The organism is Pseudomonas sp. NFIX10 (assembly GCF_900111955.1).
Classification (GTDB): Bacteria; Pseudomonadota; Gammaproteobacteria; order Pseudomonadales; family Pseudomonadaceae; genus Aquipseudomonas; species Aquipseudomonas fluorescens_AA.
On the sequence record NZ_FOKH01000013.1, the window covers coordinates 131756 to 150765 of the forward strand.

2 protein-coding genes (1 of these 2 cut by a window edge) are annotated in these 19010 nt (G+C 65.1%); both read right to left on the reverse strand.

Going from position 1 to position 19010, the window contains the following annotated elements; all coding sequences use genetic code 11:
- A protein-coding gene (locus BM321_RS14495; protein WP_092442937.1) for a non-ribosomal peptide synthetase crosses the window boundary here: on the reverse strand, window positions 1-6159 show its 5' portion. 1743 nt of this gene lie to the left of the window's left edge; only the first 6159 of its 7902 coding nucleotides appear in the window; it begins with the start codon at window positions 6157-6159; the stop codon falls past the left edge of the window.
- Window positions 6160-18723, reverse strand: a complete 12564-nt coding sequence (locus BM321_RS14500; RefSeq protein ID WP_092442938.1) for a non-ribosomal peptide synthetase — start codon at window positions 18721-18723, stop codon at window positions 6160-6162. It abuts the gene before it with no gap.
- Window positions 18724-19010: the final 287 nt, after the last annotated feature.

Below are 19010 nucleotides of genomic sequence, written 5' to 3' on the forward strand. Positions count from 1 at the left end.
GGCGTAGGTGAGCGTCTCCTGCTCGCTGACCAGGGCGACTGCGTCGGGGGTGCTTCGGGCCTGGGCCTCGATCCATTGATGGACCGGGCGCCGAGGCGGCTCCACCACCGAGGTGGCGTTCCAGTCGTGCAGCAGCCTGTCGCGGGTCACCGCATCCAGCAGTTGGATGTCGCCCACACGACCGTCGGCCGGCAGGCTCACCATCTGCGCGAGCACGTGTGCCACCTGCTCAGCCAGGCGCTCGACGGTGTGTGTAGGGAAAGCAGCATGGGCATAGGTGAAGTGCAGGCTCAGGATGTCAGTTAGATTGACGGCCAGGGTCAACGGGAAATTAGTCTGTTCCTGGCTGGCCACGCTGCCGAAGCTCAAGCCCGAGGGCGCCTGCTCTTGCAGGGCTTGGGACACGGGGTAGTTTTCGAACACCAGCAAGGTGTCGAACAAACCGTCACCGCCCTGCCCGGCCCAGCGCTGGATTTCGAACAGCGGCGTGTGCTCGTGCTCGCGCAAGGCCACGTTCTGGCCCTGGATCTGTTGCAGCAGCGCGCTCAGCGCTTGCTCCGGGCGCGGGCTGGCGATCACCGGTAAGGTGTTGATGAACAGGCCGATCTGCTGCTCAACCCCCTTGAGCTCGCTCGGACGTCCCGACACGGTGGCGCCGAAGGCCACGGTGGCGTGCCCGGTGTAGTGCTGCAGCAGCAACAGCCAGGTCGCCTGGACGACGGTGTTGAGGGTGACTTTCTGCTGGCGGGCGAACTCGCTCAGGCGTTGGGTCTGCTGGGGCGTCAGGTCGTGATAGTGGTTGGCGTGGCTGCTTTCCAATGCCGATTGCAGCGGCGCGACACGGGTCTCGGCCAGACGGGTCGGCGCCTCCAGGCTGTGCAATTGCGCCAGCCAGAAGGTTTCGCTGGCCTGGGCGTCGCGGCCTTGCAGCCAGGCGATGTAGTCCCGATACCGCCCGGTCTGGCGTGGCAGGGCCTGGCCGTCGTAGCGTTGCAGCACCTCGCCGAGCAACTGCGAGTTGCTCCAGCCGTCCATCAGGATGTGGTGATGGGTGTAGATCAGGTGATATCGCTGCTCAGCGGTACGCACCAGCACCAGGCGCAGCAACGGTGCGCAGGCCAGGTCGAAACCCTGCTCGCGCTCGGCGTCCGCCAGTTCGGCCAGGGCCTGGCCGACATCGGCGCGGGTGCTCCAGTCCAGCGAGGTGAACGGCACGCGCACTTGCTTATGCACCACTTGCACCGGGCGCTCGCTGCCCTGCCAGATAAAACTGCTGCGCAGGCTGTCATGGCCATCGACCGCCGCTTGCCAGGCCGCCTCGAAACGCCGTGGGTCGAGGCCTTCGATGTCCAGGCACATCTGGTTGATGTACTGGCCGCTGCCCGCTTCGTACAGGCTGTGGAACAACATACCCTGCTGCATCGGCGCCAGTGGGTAAAGGTCTTCCACCCCGCGCGCCGACAGCGCCAGGCCATCGAGTTGTGCCTGGGTCAGGCCGGCCAGGGGGAAATCCGCCGGCGTCATGCCCTGGCTCGTCGGGTCGCAGCAATGGGCGATCAACAGCGCCAGCTCACGGGCATAGTCATCGGCCAAGCCCTGGATAGTCGTCGGTTCGAACTGTTGCGCACTGAACGTCCAGCCCAACCGCAGCGCGCCATCGAACACCTGGCCGTTGAGCGTCAGCCAATTGCCCAGGGTGGTCAGCGGGCTTTGCTCGTCACCGGCGCTTTCGCTGGCCGGGCTGAACAAGGCGCCTTGGGCCTGATCGAAACTGCCGTCGAACTGGCCGAGGTAGTTGAAGGTAATGCGCGGCACCGGCAACGCCTCCAGGGCCGCCCGACTGGCGTCGTCGCCCAGGTAACGCAGGGCACCGAAGCCCACGCCTTTGTCGGGAATCGTCCGCAGCCCTTGCTTGATCGACTTGATCGAGTCCGCCAGTTCCACCGCTGGCGACAACCGGACCGGGAACAGGCTGGTGAACCACCCCACCGTGCGCGTCAGGTCGACATTGGCAAACAGCTCTTCGCGGCCATGGCCTTCGAGCTGGAGCAACAGGCTGTCGTGGCCGGTCCAGCGGCAGATCACCCGGGCCAGGGCCGTGAGCAGCAGGTCGTTGACCTGGGTGCGATAGGCCGCTGGCGCCTCTTGCAGCAACTGCCGGGTCAAATGCGCATCCAGTCGCGTGTGAACGGTGACGGCCTCGCGGTTTTTCCCGATCGCCTCGGGGTCGAGACACGGTAGGTCGGTCGGCGCGTCGTGCAGTTGCCCTTGCCAGTAGGCCAATTGCTGCTGCAATTGCGCGCTGCGCGCATGGGCCTGCAACTGCTCGGCAAACACCTTGACCGAACTGGTCTTGGCCGGCAGTTGCAGCGCTTGGCCGGCGAGCAGTTGCTGGTAGGCGGTTTGCAGGTCGTCGAACAGAATCCGCCACGACACGCCATCCACCGCCAGGTGATGAACCACCAGCAACAGGCGCTGGCTGCCATCGGCCAATGTCGCCAGGACGCCGCGCAACAGCGGCCCGGCGTACAGGTCGAGGCTGCGCTGGGCCTGATTGGCGAGGGTTTCCAGCGCGCTGGCATCGGCCACCTCACGCTGCCACAGCAAACCCTTGCCCGCCCAAGCCTGTTGTTGCGCCGCCACCTCACGGTGCTCGGCGCGCCAACCTGCGGCGGTTTCATTGAAGGACAAACGCAAGGCGTCGTGGTGCAGCACCAACGCCTGCAAGGCCTGCTCCACCACGGACGCTTGCAACGGGCTGGCCGGTTTCAGCAACACCGACTGGTTGTAGTGGTGACGCTCAGGAATCGCCTCGGCGAAAAACGCCTGCTGGATCGGCAACAGCGGCGTGGACCCTTGGCTCGGCGCCTGATCGATGCCCGGCGCCTGCCCACCGGTCTGGGCGACGCTCGCCAGAGTCTGTACGGTCTGGTGCTGGAACAAGTCCTTGGGGGTAAAGCGGATGCCCGCCTGACGGGCGCGGCTGACCACCTGGATGGAGACAATCGAGTCGCCGCCCAGCTCGAAGAAGTTATCGCGCAAGCCGACCCGCTCCACCTTGAGCACGTCTTGCCAGATCGCCGCGATCTGTTGTTCCAGTTCACTTCGCGGTGCCACGTAGTCCTGCTGGACCTGGCTGGCGTCGGCGGTCGGCAAGGCCTTGCGGTCGAGCTTGCCGTTGGCGGTCAGTGGCCATTGTTCGAGGAACAGCAAGTGCGTCGGCACCATGTAGTCCGGCAGATCGGCCTTGAGCTGGGCCTTGATCCGGTCACGCAAACCGGCTTGCTCCTCGTGGGGATCTGCCGGGATCACATAGCCCACCAGTTGCTGGCCGCTCGGCCCTTCCTGGGCCAACACCAGCGCTTCACGCACCGCCGCCAGGGCGTTCAGGCGCGCTTCGATCTCGCCCAACTCAATGCGGAACCCGCGGATTTTCACTTGGTGGTCGATGCGGCCGACGTACTCGATCACGCCATCGCTGCGGTACTGCGCCAGGTCGCCGGTGCGGTACAAGCGTGCACCGCTATCGCCGAACGGATCGGGAATAAACCGCAACGCAGTGAGATCGCCACGGTTCAGGTAACCCCGGGCCAGGCCGGCGCGACCGACGTACAGTTCACCGACGCAGCCTTTCGGCACGGGGTTGAGGTCGCCGTCCAGCAAGTACCACGACAGGTCGGCAATCGGCTCGCCAATTGGGCTGCTGGCGTCCTGTTCCAGGTCTGCCAGCGACAGCGGCCGGTAGGTCACGTGCACGGTGGTTTCGGTGATGCCGTACATGTTGATCAATTGCGGAGCCGCGTCGCCGTACTTGTCGAACCACGGGCGCAGGGCCTTGACGTCCAGCGCCTCGCCGCCGAACACCACGTAGCGCAGGGTGTTGCCCCGGTCATCGGCGCAGGCTTCGTGCATCAACTGCTTGAAGGCCGACGGCGTCTGGTTGAGCACCGTCACCCCGGCCTCACAGAGCAGTTCGTGGAACTGCTGCGGTGAACGGCTGACGTCGAAGGGCACGATCAACAGCTCGCCGCCGTGGAGCAGCGCACCAAAAATTTCCCACACTGAGAAGTCGAACGCGTAGGAATGGAACAGGCTCCAGACATCTTCCGCGCCAAAGTTGAACCACGGCTCGGTGGCCTCGAACAGGCGCAGCACGTTGTGGTGCGGCAGCAAGGTGCCCTTGGGGTTACCGGTGGAACCGGAGGTGTAGATCACGTAGGCGAGGTTCGACGCATCCATCGCCACCAATGGATCGCTGTCGGCAAAGGCGCTCACGTCGGCGTCCAACAGCAGTGTCTGCACGCCGTCCGGCACCGGCAATTGATCGACCAGGGCCGCTTGGGTCAGCAGCAAGCGGATGCCGCTGTCCTGCATCATGTAGGCCAAGCGATCCTGGGGATAAGTCGGGTCCAGCGGCACATAGGCACCGCCGGCCTTGAGGATCGCCAGCAGGCCCACCAGCATGTCGAAACCGCGCTCGGCGGCCAATCCCACCAGCACATCCGGGCCGACGCCGTGGGCGATCAACTGATGGGCACGGCGGTTGGCCTGGGCATTGAGAGCACCATAGGTCAGGGTTTGGGCGTTGCAACGCAAGGCGATGGCGTCAGGCCGCAAACGCGCCTGCTCGGCGATGCGCTGATGCAGACACGCCTCGCCCGGGAAGCTACGCGGTGCCGGGTTCCATTGGCCGATGTGTTGCTGTTGCTCGGCGGCCGTCAGCAGCGGCAGTTCACCGATGCGTTGCCGGGGATCGGCGACGATGCCGTGCAGCAGGTTCAGCCAGTGTTCGGCCATGTGTTGCACGGTGCTGGCGTCGAACAGGTCGGTGGCGTAGCTCAGGGACGCGGCCAGCTCACCGTCGGTCTCGTGGGTGTCGAGGGTCAAGTCGAACTGGGCGGTGTGTGAACGCCAATCCAGGCTCTCGACCTGCAACCCCGGCAGTTGCAGGGCTTGTGCCGCGCCGCTGCTCTGGTGGTTGAACATCACCTGGAACAGCGGGCTGTGGCTCGCCTGTCGCTGCGGCGCCAGTGCCTGCACCAACTGCTCGAACGGCAGGTCTTGATGGGCTTGCGCCCCCAGCGAAGCCTGCTTGACCTGGGCCAGCAATTGCTCGAAAGGCAGGTCACCCCGCACCTGGGCATTGAGCACCTGGGTGTTGACGAAAAAGCCGATCAGGCCTTCGGTTTCCGGGCGGTTGCGGTTGGCGACCGGTACACCGACGCGGATGTCCGACTGGCCGCTGTAGCGGTGCAACAAGGCCTGGAACGACGCCAGCAAGACCATGAACAGCGTCGAGGCTTCGCGCTGGGCCAAGTGCTTCAGGCCCTGGGTCAGCCCGGCGTCGAAGCGCAGGTCCAGGCGTGCGCCGCGATGGCTCTGCACCGCCGGGCGCGGGCGGTCCGTCGACAACGGCAGGACTTCGCCGCCATCGCCCAGCCGTTCGGTCCAGTAGGCCAGTTGCCGCTCCAGCTCGCCGGCCTCCATCCATTTGCGCTGCCAGATTGCATAGTCGGCGTATTGGATCGGCAAGGCTGCCAGGGTCGGCGCCTGACCGCTGCGGTGGGCGGCGTAGAGCTGGACCAGGTCGTTGACCATGATCCGAGCGGACGCGCCATCGCAAATGATGTGGTGCTGGGTCAGCACCAGCACATGGTCATCCGCTGCCAGTTGCAGCAGCTTGACCCGCAGCAGTGGCCCTTGTTGCAGGTCGAACAGCCCGGCGATTTCCTCATCGATCAGGGCTGTGAGCGCGGACTCATCCAACACCACCACCGGCTCGATCGCCAGGCTCAAACGCGCCTGCACCACTTGTCGGGGCCCTTGCGCGCTGTCGACGAACACCGTGCGCAACACGTCGTGACGGGCCAGCAAGGCGTCGAAGCTGCGTTGCAGCGCGGGCAGGTCGAGGGCACCGCGCAGGCGCAGCGCCGTCGGCACATGGTAGGCGGCGCTGTGGCGGTCCAGTTGCCAGAGGAACCACTGGCGCTCCTGGGCGTAGGACAGGTCGAGGGTCTCGAACTCGTCGCGCATCGCCGGGATCGGCAACGTCGCCAGGCTCATGTTTTTGCTGTGCAGCTTGTGCAGGAACGCTTGCCGTTGGGCGAGCGGTAAACGGATGAAACGCTGAACCAGAGACAGGTTATCGAGCTGAGTCATTCAAAGGGTCTCCAGGTCTGCCAGGAAGTCATGCATCTCACTCAGGTCTGCGCTGGAGTGAGGGGTCAGGTGGGCCGCCAGTTGTGCGGCGTAGTCGGCCAGGGACGTGGTGCTGAACAGCAAGTCCAGGGGCACCGCGGCGCCCTGTTCCATTTGCAGGCGCGCCGTCGCTTGCGTCGCCAGCAGGGAATGCCCACCCAGTTCAAAGAAGTTGTCGTCGCGCCCTACCCGTTCGAGCTTGAGCACGTCTTGCCAGATGTCGGCGATGCCCTGTTCGAGCGCGCCCTGTGGCGCCACGTAGGCACGCAGCAGTTGCTGGGCGTCCGGCAGCGGCAGGGCCTTGCGGTCGAGCTTGCCGTTGGGGGTCAACGGCAAGCGTTCGAGCAGCAGCCAGTGCGCCGGCATCATGTAGTCGGGCAGCAAGGGCGCGAGCTGCGCCTTGAGGGCTTCGCGCAGGGCCGTGGGTTCGGCAGTCTCTGGATCGGTGGCCACCAGGTACGCCACCAACTGCAGGCCGCCCGGCCCGGGTTGCGGCACCACCACGGCTTCGCGGATCGCTTCCTGTGCCAGCAGGCAGGCTTCGATTTCCCCCAGCTCGATGCGGAAGCCGCGGATCTTCACCTGATGGTCGACCCGACCGATGTACTCGATCACGCCGTCGCCACGCTGGCGCGCCAGGTCACCGGTGCGGTACACCCGCGCGCCGTTGCCGAACGGATCCGGCAGGAATCGCTCGGCGGTCAGCGCCGCGCGGTCGTGGTACCCCCGGGCCAGGCCGTCGCCGCCAATCAACAGTTCGCCGATCAGCCCGACCGGGTTCGGCGCGAAGTGATCGCCGACGATGTACAGCGACGTGTTGGCGATCGGTCGGCCGAGGTACGGCACGCATTGCTCTTGAGTCAAGCGGTAGGCCGCCGACCAGATGGTGGTTTCGGTCGGGCCATACAGATTCCAGACCTCTCCAGCGACATCGAGCAACCGCTCGGCCAGGTCCTCGGCCAACGCCTCGCCACCGCACAGGCATTTGCGCCCGGCCAACAAACCGGACGCCGGATGGTCGAGCAACATGCGCCAGGTCGAGGGCGTGGCCTGGACCACGCTGACCTGTTGCCGGTCGATGGTCTCGAGCAGCGCCTCGGGGTCGTGGGTACTCTGCTTGTCCACCAGCACCACGCAGGCACCGCTCAATAGTGCGCCGTAGAGTTCCAGGCCGAAGATGTCGAACGAGAACGTGGTCAGCGACAGCACCCGATCACGGGCGGCAATGCCCGGTTCACGGGCCATGCTGGCGACAAAATTCACCAGCGCCCCATGACGCACCATCACGCCCTTGGGCTTGCCGGTGGAACCCGAGGTGTAGATGGCGTAGGCCAGGTGCTCCGCATCCAAGCGCGGCGCCGGCGCCTCGCCGGCATAACCGTCGAGCCAGTCACCCTCCTGATCCAGCACCAATGTCTTAACGCCAACCCCGCCCCCTGTGGGAGCGAGCTTGCTCGCGATGAGGCTCTCACCTTCAACATCACTATTGACTGAACCACCGCCATCGCGAGCAAGCTCGCTCCCACCGGACAGCGGTAGCTGGTCGAGCAGCGAACGTTGGGTCAGCAGCAGCTCGATGCCGCTGTCTTCGATCATGTAGGCCAGCCGATCCTGGGGGAACGCCGGGTCCAGCGGCAGGTAGGCGCCACCGGCCTTGAGGATCGCCAGCAAGGCGACAATCATGTCCACGCCACGCTCCAGCGCCACACCGACCAACCGATCGGGCCCCACGCCCTGTTCGATCAAGCGATGGGCCAGGCGGTTGGCCCGGACATCGAGTTCGGCATAGCTCAGCACCTGATCGGCGAACACCAGCGCCGTGGCAACCGGCGTTTGCCGGGCCTGGGCCTCGAACAGCCGATGGACGCAGCGCGCCTGGGGATATTCCGCCGCGGTGGCGTTCCAATCCTGCACGTGCTGGCGGGTTTCGCGCTCGTCGAGCACGCTCAGTTCGCCCAGGGGCCGTTGCCCGGCGTCGATCATTTGCAGCAGCAAGCGTCGCAGGTGCACGCCGATCTGCTCGACCGAGGCCTCGGTGAAACGCGCGCACTGGTAGCTGAACTGCACCGCCAGCTCGGCACCGAGGCTGACCAGCAGGGTCAGCGGGTAGTTGGTCTGTTCCAGGTTGTCCACGGCACCGAAACGCAAGCCCTCAGGCGCACCGTGTGCCAAGGCTTCGGAAATCGGGTAGTTCTCGAATACCAGGATGTTGTCGAACAAGGCTTCGCCGCCCAGGCCGGCCCAGCGCTGGATGTCGAACAGCGCCGTGTGCTCGAACTCGCGCAAGGCCAGGTTCTGCGCCTGGACGCTGTGCAGCCAGTCGCCCAGGTCCTGTTCCGGACGCGGGCTGGCAATGACCGGCAAGGTGTTGATGAACAGGCCGATCTGGCCCTCGACGCCCACCAGGTCCGCCGGCCGTCCCGCCACCGTCGCGCCGAACGCCACACTGGCCTTGCCGGTGTAGCGTTGCAACAGCAACAGCCAGGCCGCTTGCACCAGGGTGTTGACGGTGACTTTGGCCTCGCGGGCGAACTCGGCCAGGCGTCGGGTCTGCATCCCATCCAACTGCATGCGGTGATGGCCGTACAGCGTTGCCGGGACGTCCTGTGCCGGGCGCGCAAACACCTGGGCCAGGCGCACCGGCTCATCCAGCGTGCGCAGCTGTTGCGTCCAGAATCCTTCGCCGAGGCTCGCGTCCTGGCGTTGCAGCCAGGCGATGTAATCGCGATAACGGCCAGTCGGGCGTGCCACGCTGTCGCCGCGGTAATGCTGCAACACTTCGCCGAGCAACTGCGCGCTGCTCCAGCCATCCATCAGGATGTGATGGTTGGTGTAGATCAGGTGATGCCGATCCGTGCCGGTGCGCACCAGCACCAGGCGCATCAACGGCGCCTGGGTCAGGTCCACACCTTGGGCCCGTTCTTCATCGGCGAGGGTTTGCAAGGCGTCGTCGATCTCCGTCCGCCCGTTCCAGTCGAGCACACGGAACGGCACCTCGACCTGACGCTGGACGATTTGCACCGGCTGCTCCAGGTCGCCCTGCCAGAAGAACCCGGTACGCAGAATGTCATGGGCATCGACCACCGCCTGCCAGGCGGCGCGGAAACGCTGGGGATCGACGCCCTCCACGTCGAGGCGCATCTGGTTGATGTAATCGCCACTGCCGTGGCCGAGCAAGGAATGAAACAGCATGCCCTGTTGCATCGGCGACAGCGGGTAGATGTCGTCGATGGCCTGGGGGTGTGGGACCAGGGTGTCCAGCTGCACCTGGGTCAGCCGCGCCAGGGGGAAATCCGACGGCGTCACGCCACGGCTGTCGCTGTCGCAGCAATGGGCGATGAGCGCGGTGAGTTCCTGTACATAGTCATCGGCCAGGCGCTGGATGGTCGCGGCGTCGAACCTGTCGCCGCTGAAGGTCCAGCTCAAGTCCAGCTCGCCGCCAAACACTTGGCCGTCGAGGGCCAGCGGGCTGCCCAGCGGGCCTTGCAGGTTCACTTCTTCGCCGCCGCGCTCGGTGGTCGGCACGAACAAGGCCTCGTCGGCCCCATCGAAGCTGCCGTCAAACTGGCCGAGGTAGTTGAAGGTCAGTTGCGGTTTCGGCAAGGCTTGCAGGGTTTGGCGCGCAGAGTCATCGCCCAGGTGCGCCAAGGCGCCGAATCCAATGCCCTTGTTGGGAATCGCGCGCAGTTGCTCCTTGATCTGCTTGAGCGAGGCGCCGAGATCGGCAGCCGGGGTCAGCTTCGCGGGGAACAGGCTGGTGAACCAGCCGACGGTACGGCTCAGGTCGACGTGGTCGAACAGATCTTCACGGCCGTGGCCTTCGAGTTGCACCCACACGCTGTCGTCCCCGGTCCAACGCACCATCACCCGCGCCAGTGCGGTCAGCAGCAGGTCGTTGACCTGGGTGCGGTAGGCCGCCGGGGCCTGCTGCAACAGTTGCCGGGTGAGGGTTTTATCCAGTGCCGAGCGGATCGTCACGGCTTGGCTGTGTTGCTGCCCGCCCTGGGGATTATCCCACGGCAACCCCGCCGAAGCGCCTTGCAACTGTTGCTGCCAAAAGCCCAGTTCGGCCTGCAAGGGTGCGCTGGCCGCGTAGTCCTGCAACGCGGCGGCCCAGGCTTTGACCGCACTGGTCTTGGCCGGCAGTTGCACCGCCGTGCCCGCGAGCATCTGCCGATAAGCGCTTTGCAGGTCTTCGAACAGAATCCGCCAGGACACCCCGTCCACCACCAAGTGATGCACGATCAGCAACAACCGCTGCGTGCCATCGGCGAGGTTCGCCAGCAGCGCGCGCAGCAGCGGGCCGCCGTCCAGTTGCAGGCTGCGCTGGGCCCGGTTGCCCAGCACTTCCAGCTCAGCGAGATCGGCGACGTCGGCCTGCCACAGCAGCGTGCCAGCGGCCTGCGCCTCGACGTCACGATAACGCGCGGTCCAGCCTTCGCCCTCCTCGATAAAGTCCAGGCGCAAGCTGTCGTGGTGCTCGATCAGCGCGCCCAAGGCTTGCTCCAACGCCTGCGCATCCAGCGCCTGCGTCGGCTTGAGCATCACCGATTGGTTCCAGTGATGGCGGTCGGGAATCGGCTGGGCGAAGAACCATTGATGAATCGGCAGCAGTGCGGTTTCGCCGGTCACGGGTTGCTGGTCGATCACTTGCAGCGGAGCGCCGGTCTGCGCCACGGCGGCCAGGGCCTCGATGGTCTGGTGCTGGAACAGATCCTTCGGCGTGAACTGGATACCGGCTAGCCGGGCGCGACTGACCACCTGGATCGAGACGATGGAATCGCCCCCCAGTTCGAAAAAATTGTCCTGCAGGCCGACTTGCCCAAGCTTGAGCACGTCCTGCCAGATGGTCGCCAGTTGCTGCTCCAGCGGGCTGCGCGGCGCCACGTAGGTTTGCTGCAACTGGCTGACGTCGGGCTTGGGCAGGTTCTTGCGGTCGAGCTTGCCGTTGGGGGTCAGCGGCAAGCGTTCAAGCAGCAGCAGATAGGCCGGTACCATGTGCGCCGGCAGGGTCGCCTTGAGCTGCTCGCGCAGGTGCTCGGCGAACGCCTCACGCGGGGCCGCCGACTCATCGGCCACCACATAGGCCACCAGGCGTTTGCCGCTACCAGCCGGGCCTTCTTGAGCCACGACGACCGTTTCGCGCACGCCATCCAGGGCTTGCAGGCTGGCCTCGACTTCGCCCAGTTCGATGCGGAAACCGCGGATCTTCACTTGGTTGTCGATACGGTCCAGGTAATCGAAGGTGCCGTCGGCGCGTTGGCGCACCAGGTCGCCGGTGCGGTACAGCAAGCCGCCTTCCGCGCTGAACGGATCAGCGACAAACCGCTCGGCCGTCAGTCCCGGGCGGTTCAGGTAGCCCCGGGCCAGGCCGCTGCCGCCCAGGTACAACTCGCCGGCCATGCCTTGGGGCAGCAGGTTCAAGTCAGCATCCAGCACGTAGGCGCTGCGGTCGCCGATGCGGCTGCCGATGGGCGCATACGCGGCGCCGCACGTCACGTCACGACCGGCCTTCCAGATCAGCGGCGTGACCACGGTTTCGGTCGGGCCGTAGCCGTTGATGATGAAGTCCGGATCGAGGGCGCGCTTGACCCGTTCGAAACTGGCGTTGGGCACTGCATCGCCGCCGAAGCAATAGATGCGCACCCTGGGCGGGTTGCCTTCGCGCTCGGCGTGTTCGGCCAGTTGTTGCAGGTACACCGGCGGGAACGCCACCACGGTCACGCCGTGCTCACGCATCGCGTTGTAGGTTTGCTCCGGGGTCCACAGGCTGTCGTCGCGAATCAGCAGCGACGCGCCGTGGGTCAGGCTGGTGAGCCAACGTTCGTGGGCGCCGTCGAAGGCGAAGGACATGAAATGGAATTCGCAATCACTGTCGCGCATTTCATAACGCTCACCGATGGCTTGGCAGTGCATCGCCAGCGGCCCATGGGCCACGCTCACGCCCTTGGGGTTGCCGGTGGAGCCAGAGGTGTAGATCACGTACGCCAGGTTCTGTGGATCGACCTCGATCGCAGGTGCATGGATGGGTTGCAGGCTCAGGTCCAGGCGATCGAGTTCCAGCACCTGTGCGGCACGTTCCAGGGGCAGCTGCGCCGACACCCGGGAATCGGTGAGCAACAGCGCCAGCCCCGAATCCTCGATCAGATAGGCAAGGCGTTCGCGGGGGTAGCTGGTGTCCAGGGGCACGTAGGCAGCGCCGGCCTTGAGCACCGCCAGCAGCGCGACGATCACCCCTTCGCTGCGCGGCAGGGCCACGCCGACGCGAGTTTCCGGGCCCATGCCACGGGCGATCAGTGTATGGGCCAATTGGTTGGCCCGGCGGTCGATGTCGCCATAGCTGAAGCGCTGGCCATCGAAAATCACCGCTGTGCCGTGCGGTTTCAGCGCCGCCAAATGGGCGATGCGTTGATGCACGGCGATGTCGGTCGGGTATGGTTGCGGGTGGTTGGCAGCCTGTTGCGCCTTATGTTCCTCATCGCTGGCCAGGGCGATCTCACCGAGACGACGCTCGGCGGAGTCGGCAAACCGTTCCAACAGGTGCAGCAATTGCGCACTCAAGCGCTCGATAGTCGCGACGCTGAAATGCGCCCGGTCAAAACTCATGTGCAGCGCCAGCGTCTCGCCCAAGGTCACGCCCAGGGTCAGCGGGTAGTGCGTCTGATCCTGGTTGGCGACCTCTCCGAACACCACGCCTTGGGCGGTGCCACGTTGCAATGCCGCGGAAATCGGGAAGTTTTCGAACACCAGCAGGCTGTCGAACAGCGCTCCCCCGCCCTGCCCGGCCCAGCGCTGGATGTTTGCCAGCGGTGTGTGCTCGAACTCGCGCAAGCTCAGGTTCCGGGCTTGCACGGCGGCCAACCAGGCGGCGACCGTCTGGTCCGGACGCGAACCTGCGATCACCGGCAAGGTGTTGATGAACAGGCCGACCTGTTGTTCGATGCCAACCAGTTCTGCCGGTCGCCCGGCCACGGTGGTGCCGAACGCCACGCAATCGCTACCGGTATAACGCTGCAACAGCAGCAACCACGCCGCTTGCACCAGGGTGTTGACGGTGACTTTCTGCTGGCGGGCGAATGCATTGAGACGGCCCGTGCGCGGCGCATCCAGCGTGTAATGCCTGAGCGCGTGAGCGCTTTCGCTGCGCACTTCAGCACTCGCCGCGGCGGCGTTTGCGAGCAGCGTCGGCTCCTGGAGATCGGCCAGTTGCCCCAGCCAGAACGTTTCGCTGAGGGCTGTGTCCTGGCGCTGCAACCATTGGATGTAATCGGCGTAGCGGCTGACCGGACGCGGCGGCTGTTGACCGGCGTAGCGTTGCAGCACTTCGCCAAGCATCTGCGCGCTGCTCCAGCCGTCCATCAGGATGTGATGGTTGGTGAAAATCAGGTGATGACGCTCATCGCTCAGCTGAATCAGCGTGACCCGCAGCAGTCCGGCCTGAGTCAGGTCGAAGCCCTTGGCCAGGTCGGCGGCGGTGAAATCCTTGAGGGCCTGGGCAACATCATTGCGCCCGCGCCAATCGAGCAAGGTGTAAGGCAGCGCCAGGCGGCGATGGATGACCTGCAACTGCTCCTGCAACTCACCCTGCCAGATGAAGCCGCTGCGCAGGATCTCGTGGGCGTCCAGGGTCGCCTGCCACGCGGCACGGAAACGTTCGGGGTCGAGGCCATCGACATCCACGCATAACTGGTTGATGTAGGTGCCGGTGCCCTGCTCGTACAAGGTGTGGAACAACATGCCCTGCTGCATCGGCGACAGCGGGTAAATGTCCTCGATAGCGGCAGCCGGCAATGGGATCGCGTCCAACTGCGCCTGGGTGATACGCGCCAGCGGGAAATCCGACGGCGTGACGCCCATGGCATCGGCCTGGCAACAATGGTCGATCAGCGCTTCCAGTTCGCGGGCATAGTCATCGGCCAGACGGGCGATGGTCGCCTCGTTGAATTGCTCAGTGCTGAACGTCCAACGCAAATCGAGCTCGCCGTCATAGACCTGGCCCTCGATGCCCAGCCCGTTGTCCAGCGGCGCATCGAGGCTCTGCTCGAGCCCGGCGCTTTCGCCCGCCGGGCTGAACAGCGCGCCCTCGCTGGCATCGAAACTGCCGTCGAACTGACCGAGGTAATTGAAGGTGATGCACGGCAATGGCAAGGCCTTGAGACAGGCTTGTGCCGCGTCGTCGCCCAGGTAGCGCAGCACACCAAAACCTATGCCCTTGTTCGGGATCGCCCGCAGCTGCTCCTTGATCTGCTTGATCGCGGCGCCCACGCTATCGGCAGGAGTCAGCCGCACCGGGAACAGGCTGGTGAACCAGCCGACCGTGCGGGTCAGATCGACGTCGCTGAACAGCTCTTCGCGGCCATGGCCTTCCAGTTGGATCAGGGCGTCGGCGTGGCCGGTCCAGCGGCAGATCACCCGCGCCAGGGCGGTCAGCAGCAGGTCGTTGACCTGGGTGCGATACGCCGCGGGCGCCTGTTGCAGCAGTTGCTGGGTGAGGGTTTTGTCGAGTCGGCTGTGCAGCACTTTTGCGTATCGGCTTTGCCGGCTGCCTTGGGGGTTGTCCCAGGGCAAATCCACCACGGCGCCTCGTAGTTTTTGCTGCCAGAAGGTCAATTCGGTGCGCAGCGTTTCAGTGCTGGCGTAGACCTGCAGATGCTCGCCCCAGGCCTTGTAGGCGCTGGTCTTGGCCGGCAACTGGAGGGCGGCTCCGGCGCTGGTCTGTTGATAAGCCCGTTGCAAGTCTTCCAGCAGGATGCGCCACGACACGCCGTCCACGGCCAGGTGGTGCACGGCCAGTAACAGACGCTGGCTGCCATCGGCCATGTTCGCCAGTATTGCACGCAGCAGCGGGCCCTTTTGCAAATCCAGGCTGCGCTGGGCCTTGGCACAGAGGTCTTGCAGCTCAGCGGCGCTCAGGTTATCCGCGGTCCACAGCAGCTCGGAGTCGATCGCCACTGGTGCCACGTCGGCACGCCAGCCCGTCGGGGTTTCGGTGAAGCGCGAACGCAAGGCATCGTGATGCGCCACTAAGGCGTTGAGGGCCTGCATCAGCGCTGGCGCCTGCAACGGCAGGTGGCTGCGCAACAGGACAGCCTGGTTCCAGTGATGACGCTGGGCAATGGCGTCCTCGAAAAACACCTGCTGGATGGGCAGCAATGGCAGCTCGCCGCTGACCGGCCCTTGATCGATCTGCAAGCCACTGCCGCCCTGCTGCGCGACGCTCGCCAGGCCTTGTACGGTTTGATGCTGGAACAGGTCACGGGGGGTGAAATGGATCCCGGCCTGGCGCGAGCGGCTGACCACCTGGATCGAGATGATTGAGTCGCCGCCCAGCTCGAAAAAGTTGTCGGTCAGACCGACCTGTTCAAGCTTGAGCACGTCCTGCCAAATGGCCGCGATGCCGCGTTCCAGCTCACTGCGGGGCGCGATAAAGGCCTGCTGCAGCTGGCTGGCATCGGCTGAAGGCAAGGCTTTGCGGTCGAGCTTACCGTTGGGGCTCAGCGGCAACTGCGCGAGGAACAGCAGCTGGGTCGGCACCATGTAATCCGGCAGGTGGTCCTTGAGTTGCGCCTTCAGGGTTTCCCGCGCAGTGCCCTGCTCCTCGGCCGTGGCCGACACCAGCGATGCATCCTTGGGCACCACGTAGCCCACCAGTTGCAGGCTGCTGCCGCCCTGCACCGCCAGTACGACCGCCTCATTTACCGCGTCCAGTTCCAGCAGGCGCGCTTCGACTTCGCCCAGCTCGATGCGCAAGCCGCGGATCTTCACTTGATGGTCAACGCGACCGACGTATTCGATCTGGCCCAAGGTGTTGAAGCGTGTCAGGTCGCCGGTGCGATACAGGCGCGCGCCAGTGGTGGAAAACGGATCAGGAATGAACCGTTCGGCGGTCAAGCCCGGACGCTGGAAGTAACCGCGCGCCAGCAGCTCGCCGCCAATCAGCAACTCGCCGACCACGCCCACCGGCGTGGGCTCGAGGTGCCCATCGAGCAGATAGGTATGCCGGCCTGGAAGCGGTTGGCCAATGGGCAAGGTCAGCGGCAGCGGCCGGCGATTGAAGACGTAGTCGCTGCAATCAAGGGTGGTGGCGGTGACCGTGGCTTCGGTCGGACCGTAGGTGTTGAGCAACTTGACCTGCTCGAGCCCGGCCCGACGCCAGGCCTGCACGCCTTCGGGCGGCATCGCCTCGCCACCGCTGTGCACCTGGCGCAGCGCCGCGTAGTCACGCGGGCCGGCAGCGGCGAACTCCTTGGCGATCATGTTCCAGTAGGCGGTGGTCAAGTCCATGACCGTGATGCCCTGCTCGACGATGTGGCGGTACAGGGTTTCGCTGTCCCACACCTCATTGCCGCGCAGCACCACCGAGGCACCGCAGGTCAGCGGGCCGAACAGCTGCTCGCCAAAGGCATCGAAGTTGAACGTGGCGAATTGCAGCACGCAGTCGGCGCTGCTCAAGCCGTAATAGTGCTGCGAGGCAAACGCATGCTTGCTCAGCGCGCCGTGGCTGATGCCGACGCCTTTCGGGCGCCCGGTCGAGCCGGAGGTGAACATCACGTAGGCCAGGCTGTCGGCCCACACCTGGCGCTGCAGATTGCTGGCCTCGGCGTCTTCCCAAGACTGGCTCTGATCCAGGCACAAGCAACGCACGCCATCGGGCACAGGCAGGCGTTCAAGCCAATGGCTTTGGGTCAGGAGCAGGCGACTGGCGCTGTCTTGAATCATGAACCGCAGGCGATCAACCGGGTACTGAGGGTCCAGCGGCACGTACGCACCGCTAGCCTTGAGCACGGCAAGGATGGCGACCACCAGTTCCAGGCTGCGGTCGACAGCAATGCCCACCAGCACATCAGGACCGACACCGGCCGCCACCAACGTGCGCGCCAGGCGATTGGATTGGGCGTTGAGCTGGCCATAGGTCAATCGTTGTCCATCGCAGATCAAGGCGATGGCGTCCGGGCCGTGTTCAGCTTGCGCCTCGAACAGTTCGTGCACCGGGCGCTCGCTCGGCCAGGTCGTGTCGTGGCGCCCCCACTCAGTCACCAACTGCCGGTATTCAGCCGGCGCCAGCAACGCGAGTTCGCCGACGCGCCGCTGCGGGTCGGCGATGATGTTGCGCAACAGCAGCGTCCAGTGCCGGGCCATGCGCTCGATGGTTTCGGGGTTGAACAAGTCACTGGCGTAGGTGAACGCGGCATGCAATTGCCCGCCCTTTTCGTAGGTGTCCAGGCTCAAGTCGAACTGGGTACTGCGCGATTCCCATTCGATGACACCCAGCTCCAGACCGCTACCGACTTTCAGCGTGGTGACGTCGGCCACTTCCGGCTGGTGGTTGTACATCACCTGGAACAGTGGGTTGTAGCTCAGGCTGCGCTCAAGCTTCAGCGCCTCGACCAGTCGTTCGAAAGGCAGGTCCTGGTGAGCCTGGGCACCGAGGGCGGTTTCCTTGATGTCACGCAACAGGTCGCCAAGGCGGGCCTGGCCATCCAGTTGCACCCGCAACACTTGGGTGTTGACGAAGAAACCGATCAGCCCTTCGATTTCCTGGCGGTTGCGGTTGGCGACCGGGACCCCGACCCGCAGGTCGTCTTGTCCGGTGTAACGGTGCAGCAGGACACTGAAGGTACCCAGCAACAGCATGAACAAGGTGACCCCCTGTTGCCGGGCCACGCCGCGCAGTTGCTCGACCAGCGCGGCCTCCACCACATGCTCCAGGCGGCGACCGCGATAGCTCGGCAGCACCGGGCGTGGGTAGTCGAGAGGCAGTTCCAACACCGGATGCTCGTCGCCCAGTTGCGCCTGCCAGTAGTCGAGTTGCCGCTGCAGCTCACCGGCCTCCAGCCAACGCCGTTGCCATAGGGCGTAGTCGCTGTACTGGATCGGCAAGTCGGCCAACTGCGGAGCAACGCCTGCCTCATGGGCGTCGTAGAAACGGATGAACTCATCGATCAACACGTTCATGGACCAGCCATCGGAGACGATGTGGTGCAGGGTCAGCAGCAGCACGTGTTCCTGCTCATCGAGCTTGAGCAATTCAACCCGCAGCAACGGGCCGTTGGACAAGTCGAAGGGCTGCATCGATTGGGCCTCGGCGGCCAGGCGGACCGCCTGCTCGCGCTCGCCGGCCGGCATGGCACTGAAGTCTGCGTGGTCGATCACCAGTGGCGCGCTGGCCGGCACCTGCAGGAGACGGTCATCGGCCTGGCGCTGGAACACCGTGCGCAGGGTTTCATGCCGCGCCACCAGGCTGGCGAAAGCCTGCTCCAGGGCCGGCAGGCTCAACGCGCCCTTGAGCCGCACCGCGCCCGGCAGGTTGTAGGCGCCGCTGCCCGGCTCCAGTTGCCAGAGAAACCACATGCGCTGCTGGGCATAGGACAACGCCTGGCGATCCTCGGCCTCGACACCCCGGGGAATGGGAAAACCGCTGAACTCCACGCCCTCCTTGTCCAACGCGGCCAGGAACATCCGGCGCTTTTCCAGGGGCAACCCGATAAACCGGCGAGCAAGTTTCAAGGCGTCTTCAGCATTCATTTCTGGGGTATCCGGAATCAGTGGGCACAAGGCACAAAGGCAAGTCGTCCCTATGAAACGAATGCAAGCCGGAAAAATTAGCGTTTGGGAATTTGTGTCAGGAAGGGGGCAGGACGAAGATTTCGAGAATGATGCGGCCCCTCAGGTGGGAGCGAGCTTGCTCGCGATAGCGCTGGGTCAGCCTGCTGTTCGCTGACTGACACGACGCCATCGCGAGCAAGCTCGCTCCCACCGGGGATGGATCACCCCAGCCAATGTGGGGAAGGCATTTGAATGAGCTGGGAATC